This is a genomic window from Streptomyces netropsis (genome assembly GCF_014203545.1).
Lineage (GTDB): Bacteria > Actinomycetota > Actinomycetes > Streptomycetales > Streptomycetaceae > Streptomyces > Streptomyces netropsis.
This window is the reverse complement of record NZ_JACHJG010000006.1, coordinates 414,507-421,248: the sequence shown is the minus strand read 5'-3', so window position 1 is coordinate 421,248 and position 6,742 is coordinate 414,507. Positions and strand designations below refer to the sequence as shown.

Genomic DNA, 6,742 nt, shown 5'->3' with positions numbered 1-6,742 from the left:
GTCTCGACGGCGAAACCGCCCTCGACGTTGCCGGTGAGGCCGACGGAGACCGAGATGGTCGTCTGGGTGCTGGTGGTGACGGTCTGGGTTCCGGTTGTGCCCTCGGTGACGTACCAGCCCTTGAAGTGGGTGATCGTCGGGGACACTTCGGTGCTCTTGATGTACGGGTGGCGTGTACCGAGGTCGGCCGCCGTACAGGTGTCGCCGGGCCCCGGCGTCTGCGCCGTCGTGGTGGTGGGTGCTGCGGCAGCCGGTGAGGCGGGGCAGGGCCCGGATCGACCAGACCGCTGTGGGAACCCTGGCGGATGGGATTCAGCTTGGGTAAAGCCCGACACCAGACAGGGTGATCAAGTCGCGGGGGCCACGGCGTCCACCAGCACGCGAGGCTGCCGCAGGGCTGCGTCTGTGTCGGCACCTGTGGTCTCGGCCACGGTCACGGCGGGGTGGAGGACGGCGACCAACCGGCCGGCCGGCCGCGATGGCGGGCGGCTGGTCGCGTAGACCGGATCTGGGCCAGTGCCAATCCCACTGCCCGCGGGCAAGGTCATCGGTCGGCTGTTGCTCCGCTGCGCTGGGCCGCCAGGCGCCCTGGCGGAGGTCGGCCAGCAGATTGGCGGCGTCGCGCCGGACGGCTTCAGCCAGGGGTTCGGCCACAGTCCGCCAACTCAGCGCCCGCCTCGCGGTCACGGGGCGGGCGCCGAAGTGTAGCTTCAGCCTGCGGGCGCCAGGTCTCTGGCAGCCTTCTTCGCAGCCATCTCCAGCTCGTACCGCCCCATCGTGGCGACGGCGGGGCGTCGTGAGGGAGGGCATGCCCCCGCCGGGGCAGCGTCTAGCGAAGGGCTGGCCGGTCTCGCACTACGGGCCCGTGCCCCGCTTCCGCCCGGACCGGTGGAATCTGCAGGTCTTCGGAGCCACCGCGACCCGGCAGACGTACTCCTGGACCTTCGACGAGGTCCTCACCATGCCCCGGGCGACCGTCCTCGCGGATCTGCACTGCGCATCCGGCACCAGCACCCTCGGCCACGAGTTCTTCGGCGTGCCCGCCTCCACCCTGCTGGACCTCGCTCCTCCCGCGCCGGGCGTCTCCCACGTCATGGCCTGGGCCGAGTACGGCTACAGCGCCAACCTCCGCCTGTCCGACTTCACCGCGGACTCCACCATCATGGCCACCCACCACGACGGCGAGCCGCTCACGCTCGAACACGGCTTCCCGCTTCGACCGCTCCTGCGCACCAAGCTGAGTGGGTCAGCGAACCGTGCCATCTCCCAGTTGCCTGGCCCAGTCCAGCAGTTCGCGCTCGGCCAGGCTGGTGCCCAGCCAGTCGTGGTCGAGGCCGGCTCCTGAAAGAGACGGTACGACCGCGACGTAGAGCCCGGCAGCACGCGCCGAGGCAATGCCCGTGGCCGAGTCCTCGAAGGCGACGGAACGCTTCGGGGCCACTCCGAGCGCCTCGCATGCGGTGAGGTAGAGCTCTGGTGCGGGCTTGGGGGAACGTACCTCGTCGGCGGCGAACGAGTGGGTGAAGCAGTCGGCGAGGCCGACCGACCACAGTGCCGCGTCCAGCAGTTCCCGGGGGCTGTTGCTGGCTACGGCGATGGGGACGGCCGCCCGGCAGGCGCGCACCAGTTCTGCCGCCCCGGGGAGGGCTGCGGCGCCTCGGGAAAGCTCCTTGCGGACTCTTTCGAGGAGGTTGGCGGCGAGTTCGGCACCGGCGCCGGGGCGGCCGAGGTACTGGGCCATGGCCTCTCCAGCGGCCTCCACGGTGCGGCCGATGACCAGGGCTTTCTGTTCGGGGCCGAAGGGATGGCCGTGAGCGGCGAAGATTGCGGTTTCCGCAACGGTCCAGCAGGCTTCGGTGTTGACCAGCAAGCCGTCGCAGTCGAAGACCACGGCCTCGGCGCTGATGGGGAGCGAACACATGCAGATGTCCTTTCGCTTCGGTTGATGCGCGGGTTACCCGTTCCGCGGCTGCCGGTGGTCTTGCGGATGCGTCGGGCCGGTGCGTCACTGCCCGAGCGCGAGGCGGATGCCGAAGGCGGCGATGACCGTGCCGGCGATGCGGTCGAGGTAGCGGCGGGTCGTTGCAGGCGATGTCGGAGCACGTGTGCGAAGGCGATCAGCGCGCAAGCCCGGACGACGGCCAGGGAGATGTGTACACCGGCCAGGAGCACGCCTAGAGCAACGTGCGAGGCGTCGGCCAGGATGAACTGCGGGAGCACCGCAACGTAGAAGGCGCCCATCTTCGGGTTGAGGAGATTGCTCGTGCTTGCCGCCAGCCGCCGAGCAGGGTATCCACGGCGCCTACCCTGGCCTTGGTCTCGGCCTCCGTTGTCTGCGGGCTCTCGCTCGATGAGTGGCGCCAGGCAGTCCACAGCAGCCTGCCGCCCATCCACACCAGGTATGCGGCTCCGGCCCAACGAAGTGTTTCGTAGACGAGGTGAGACGCCGTCAGCAGTGCGGTCACGCCGAGCGAGGTGAGGGTGCCCCAGGCCGGCGTGCCGCTCTGGATGCCGAGGACCACGCCCCAGGCACGACGATGGTGCCCGAGTGCCACGGTGCACAGGATGAGTGCGGCATCCAGTCCGGGAGTCGGCGTGAGAAGTCCTACTGTCAGAGCAAAAGCCCCTATCGCGCCTGGAGTGATCACGAGCGATTACCCTAGGTCGGGAGCCGTGGGGCGTCTACATTGCTGCCCGATGTCGGGCAGGAATCGCGGCGTTCGCCTCCGAACTTGTGCATCGCACCTCGCGATGACGTGTCCGGGATGCGCCTCAAGCGATGGGGTAAGCCGGTCAGCCTGGCCCCCTCTGGAACGAGGTGTCTACAGTCACGACGGCAGTACAGGCACAGGCCCCCCGGTGATCACGGAGCGTCGCAACTCCATGATCGCCAAGACCTGTGCCTGCCTCGCTGCCTGAACGACGATCTCATCTTGTGCGCGGGGCGACGCCTGTGGCCACCGTCGGGGAATGGGACACGAGGCCTCGCGGACGTGCGTGTCTCTCCGCAGTGTTCCACCCTGGAGAGAAGAACGGGTTGGCACATCAGTTGGAGGCGTCAGCGGATGAGCGATAGCGTCGTGTCCCTTGATCGCCTCCGAGGTCCGGGCCCTGTTCGCGGTGGCCGCCCGCCCGGAGGTGGTATCGCTGGCCGGCGGGATGCCGAACATCGCCGCACTGCCGCTGGAGACCGTCAGCGCCGTGATGGCCGACCTCGTCACCCAACAGGGGGTGGTCGCCCTCCAGTACGGGTCTGCCCAAGGTGTGGAGTCGCTGCGGGAGAGCATCTGCGAGGTCATGGCCCTTGAGGGCGTGGTCGGGAGCTCGGATGATGTGGTGGTCACCAGCGGCTCGCAGCAGGCCCTGGACCTGGTCGCCAAGATCTTCCTCGACCCCGGCGACACGGTCGTGACGGAAGCGCCCACGTACGTGACGGCGATCAACACCTTCGCCGCCTACCAGGCCCGCATCACCCACGTGCCCATGGACGACAACGGGGTCATCCCCGAGGCCCTGGCCGAGACGTTCGCCCGCCTGAGCGCCGAAGGGCACCCCGCCAAGCTCTTCTACACCGTGCCGACGTTCCAGAACCCCGCCGGTGTGACCCTCTCCACCACGCGGCGGCCAGAGGTCCTTGAAGCCTGCCGACGGGCCGGCGTCCTGGTCCTGGAGGACAACCCGTACGGGCTGCTGCGCTACGACGGCGAACCCGTGAGGGCCCTGCGCGCGGATGCCGAGCGTGCCCACGACGTGATCTACCTCGGCTCTTTCTCCAAGACCTTCGCCGCCGGGTTGCGCGTCGGCTGGGCCCTCGCCACCACAGCCGTCAAGGACAAGCTCGTCCTGGCCGCGGAGTCCGCGATCCTGTCGCAGTCCCCGTTCCCCCAGCTCGCCGTCGACCGCTACCTGCGCACTCAGCCCTGGTCCGACCAGATCAAGGTCTTCCGGGAGATATACAGGGAGCGCCGGGACGCGATGCTGGACGCCCTCACGGAGTACATGCCTCCGGGCGTGACGTGGACGACCCCGGCCGGCGGGTTCTTCGTGTGGGCCACCCTCTCCGAAGGGCTGGACGCCAAGGCGATGCTGCCGCGCGCCACCAGCGCCCGCGTCGCCTACGTACCGGGCACCGGGTTCTACGCCGACGACAGCGGCCAGGCCAACATGCGCCTGTCGTTCTGCTACCCGCCGCCCGAGCGCATCCGCGAAGGCGTCCGGCGCCTCGGCGACGTCATCACCCAGTGAGATCACGCTCCGCGATACCTTCGGCGCCGCACCCGCCCGATCCGTCCACGGCCCGCAGGCCCCCGGCCCTGAACTGCCCTGGCCACCCTCCTTCTTCTCCGGATGGCCACGATGAGCGATCTCAAGTCGGTACTCGTCCTCGCGAGCGGCCTGTCCTCCGAGCGCGAAGTCTCCCTGCGCTCCGGTTCCCACGTCACCCAGGCCCTGCGCCGGGCCGGCATCGAGGCCCAGCAGCGCGACGCCGACAGCACCCTCCTGCGCGACCTCGCTCAGGACCCGCCGAGCATCGTCCTGCCGCTGCTGCATGGCGCCGCCGGGGAAGACGGCACGATCAAAGAGGTGCTGGAGCTGGCCGGCGTCCCCTACATCGGAGCGCCCCCGGCGGCCTGCCGGGCTGCGTTCGACAAGCCCACCGCCAAGGAGGCACCGAGGGCCAGGTGCACATCCTCGAAACCAACGTCGCGCCCGGGATGACCCAGACCAGCACTTACCCGATGGCCCTGGAGGCCGCGGGCTACGACCTCGGCGGCTTTCTTCGCGACCTCGCAGCCAACAGCACTCACTGAGCGACGAGCAACGCGCTCTCTGGAACGCGTCCTGCTCCAACGGCTCGGTTGCCGCAAGCTGCTGGTGTTCGTGGCCAATGGCGACAGCGACCCGATATCGAGACCGCCGAGGGCGAGTTGCTCGAGGAACTGGAACGACCACGAGACTCGTTCGCCGACCACACGCTCAAGACGCTGTGGACGACCCTCCAGCCGGCCTGCTTCGTTGGCACCGCGATGGGGACCTACCTCACCCAGCCCTTCACCTTCACCCTCCCGGGCTTCGACACCAGGGAACTGGAACCCTGGCAGTTGAACGATGAGCGGTGGCGACGGCTCCGCGTGGTCTGGCCGGGCATCTCGCCGCCCATAACAGCGTCCAGGCCGTTCACGTCGGCGACGACTGCCTGATGCGGCGCGAGGACTACGACGTCGACATCAGGGCCGGCAGCGCCGCTGCCCACTACTTCTCGGGCTACACGCAGGTCGCCGGGATCACCCTCCCCACCGAGCACCGCATCCTCCCGCGCACACCCGAAGGCCAGGCGCCGGCCGAGCTGCTGCTCGTCACCATCGACCTCAGCGACATCTCCTTCGCCTGATCACCCTGAGAGGCCCTCCCGCGACGGCACCGCGACAGCCCGAGCCCGGCCACCCGACCCGCACCGCGCCAGCCCATCAGAACCGACGACGTCGAGGCGGCGCCCAAGAAGTGCTCCTCCGCGACCGAGTTCTTCCACACGACGGTCGACCGCCACCCCGACCTCCCCTACGGCAGGACCCTCCTGTGGGCCGGCGCGAAGACGATCTACGCCCTGCGTGAACCGGGGGCGGACCCCGTCGCCGCCGCTGTGGGCGGCTGGTTCCAGCCGCGATCGTCCCGTACCACGCGGCAGGAGGGCGACTCCACCCGGAGCGCCGGGCCTGGAGCTGCCGCGCGACTGCGCTCCTCACCCGATTGCGTGTGCCGAAAGACCCAGTGCGGTGACAACCCGGGTACAGCCTTGTGTTCAGGGCCGCTTGCGGCGTCCGTGAGCACGTACGGAGGTTGGGATGAGCAATCCATTTGAGACGGCACCAGCGTCGCGCGGACGTGCCGAGCGGGTGCACCCCGCGACGACACATCTGATCGTCCTGCCGGGCGGGGGCTATGCCTCGCATGCCCCACACGAGGCGGAGCCGATCGTTGCGTGGCTCTCCACACTGGGCCTGTCGGCGAGCGTTTTCCGCTACCCGCTCCACGTGCGGCATCCCGAACCCCTCCTGGCTCTGCGGGCCGAGATCCGCCGCAGGCGCGAACAGGGGGCGGACCGCATCGGGCTGATCGGCTTCTCGGCCGGCGGGCATCTCGCGGGCCTGGCCGCACTCGCACCCGGTGACGAGTCACGCGAGTCTGTCCAGTTCGCCGTGCTCGGCTACGCAATCACATCGATGGAGACCGAGACCTACCGACCCGCGCGACTGATCCTGCTCGGGGAGGATGTCTCACCGCACCTGCGCCGCCAGACATCCCTCGACGCGCTGGTGACCACGGCGTCTCCGCCCTTCTTCCTCTGGCACACCGCCGAGGACATCTACGTCCCGCCCGAGCACACCTACCGGCTGGCCTCGGCACTGGCTGCGCACGAGGTGCCGCACACCGTGTACGTCTTCGCCCACGGCCCGCACAGTCTCGGTCTCGCCCAGGGAGCGGGCGATGCCGCCACCTGGACACAGCTCGCGGAATCCTGGATCGCCGAACAGGTCCGCACGCCGGCCCCGGGCGCATCCTGACCAGATTCTCCACGCATGGTTCGACACCGCCTGAAACGGACGGTACTGATGACAGAGTTTTCTCCTGTTCCGGAATTCGCACGAGGGCTCGGGATCCCCAATTCCGGCTACCGGGTCACGCATCTGGGCGGAGGCGCCTACGGCATCACGGCATGGTGAACACCATGTTTCTGGTGACG

Annotated in this window: 8 protein-coding genes and 1 pseudogene; 6 read left to right on the top strand and 3 right to left on the bottom strand. The window is 69.1% G+C overall.

Features of this window, described 5'->3' with window-relative positions:
• Window positions 1–338, bottom strand: a pseudogene (locus tag FHS38_RS35450) (hypothetical protein); the annotation flags it as partial.
• Between the two features lie 470 nt (window positions 339–808).
• Here FHS38_RS35450 and FHS38_RS17490 point away from each other — a divergent pair.
• The gene (locus FHS38_RS17490) at window positions 809–1,345 is read left to right on the top strand and encodes a molybdopterin-dependent oxidoreductase (RefSeq protein WP_184734489.1); all 537 of its coding nucleotides are present in this window, start codon (window positions 809–811) and stop codon (window positions 1,343–1,345) included.
• Here FHS38_RS17490 and FHS38_RS17485 read toward each other — a convergent pair.
• Both FHS38_RS17485 and FHS38_RS36110 read right to left on the bottom strand, forming a co-directional pair.
• Complete coding sequence (locus FHS38_RS17485) at window positions 1,247–1,921, bottom strand: HAD family hydrolase (protein WP_184734488.1); 675 nt, start codon at window positions 1,919–1,921, stop codon at window positions 1,247–1,249. The genes FHS38_RS17490 and FHS38_RS17485 overlap by 99 nt on opposite strands.
• 253 nt (window positions 1,922–2,174) lie before the next feature.
• Window positions 2,175–2,555, bottom strand: a complete 381-nt coding sequence (locus tag FHS38_RS36110) for a LysE family translocator (protein ID WP_308433507.1) — start codon at window positions 2,553–2,555, stop codon at window positions 2,175–2,177.
• A 532-nt stretch (window positions 2,556–3,087) separates the two neighbouring features.
• On the opposite strand from FHS38_RS36110, the gene FHS38_RS17475 reads away from it, so the two are divergent.
• The 5 genes from FHS38_RS17475 to FHS38_RS17455 all read left to right on the top strand — a co-directional run bounded on the left by FHS38_RS17475 (window position 3,088) and on the right by FHS38_RS17455 (window position 6,563).
• Entirely contained in the window at window positions 3,088–4,245 is a 1,158-nt protein-coding gene (locus FHS38_RS17475) for an aminotransferase-like domain-containing protein (RefSeq protein ID WP_229822025.1), read from the top strand.
• Between the two features lie 111 nt (window positions 4,246–4,356).
• Entirely contained in the window at window positions 4,357–4,719 is a 363-nt protein-coding gene (locus tag FHS38_RS36105) for a D-alanine--D-alanine ligase family protein (RefSeq protein WP_184734487.1), read from the top strand.
• On the top strand, window positions 4,716–4,811 hold the full coding sequence (locus tag FHS38_RS36365; RefSeq protein WP_373301769.1) for a hypothetical protein: 96 nt from the start codon (window positions 4,716–4,718) through the stop codon (window positions 4,809–4,811). The genes FHS38_RS36105 and FHS38_RS36365 overlap by 4 nt, the downstream gene beginning before the upstream one ends.
• A gap of 305 nt (window positions 4,812–5,116) precedes the next feature.
• A complete protein-coding gene (locus FHS38_RS17460; RefSeq protein ID WP_184734485.1) occupies window positions 5,117–5,392 on the top strand; it encodes a hypothetical protein in 276 nt (91 codons plus the stop codon).
• A gap of 451 nt (window positions 5,393–5,843) precedes the next feature.
• A complete protein-coding gene (locus FHS38_RS17455; RefSeq protein ID WP_184734484.1) occupies window positions 5,844–6,563 on the top strand; it encodes an alpha/beta hydrolase in 720 nt (239 codons plus the stop codon).
• Window positions 6,564–6,742 lie beyond the last annotated feature (179 nt).

Coding starts and splice junctions, on each gene's coding strand:
- FHS38_RS36105 (WP_184734487.1), top strand. CDS start 4,357: ATGAGCGATCTCAAGTCGGTACTCGTCCTCGCGAGCGGCCTGTCCTCC.
- FHS38_RS17490 (WP_184734489.1), top strand. CDS start 809: ATGCCCCCGCCGGGGCAGCGTCTAGCGAAGGGCTGGCCGGTCTCGCAC.
- FHS38_RS36365 (WP_373301769.1), top strand. CDS start 4,716: ATGACCCAGACCAGCACTTACCCGATGGCCCTGGAGGCCGCGGGCTAC.
- FHS38_RS17485 (WP_184734488.1), bottom strand. CDS start 1,921: ATGTGTTCGCTCCCCATCAGCGCCGAGGCCGTGGTCTTCGACTGCGAC.
- FHS38_RS17455 (WP_184734484.1), top strand. CDS start 5,844: ATGAGCAATCCATTTGAGACGGCACCAGCGTCGCGCGGACGTGCCGAG.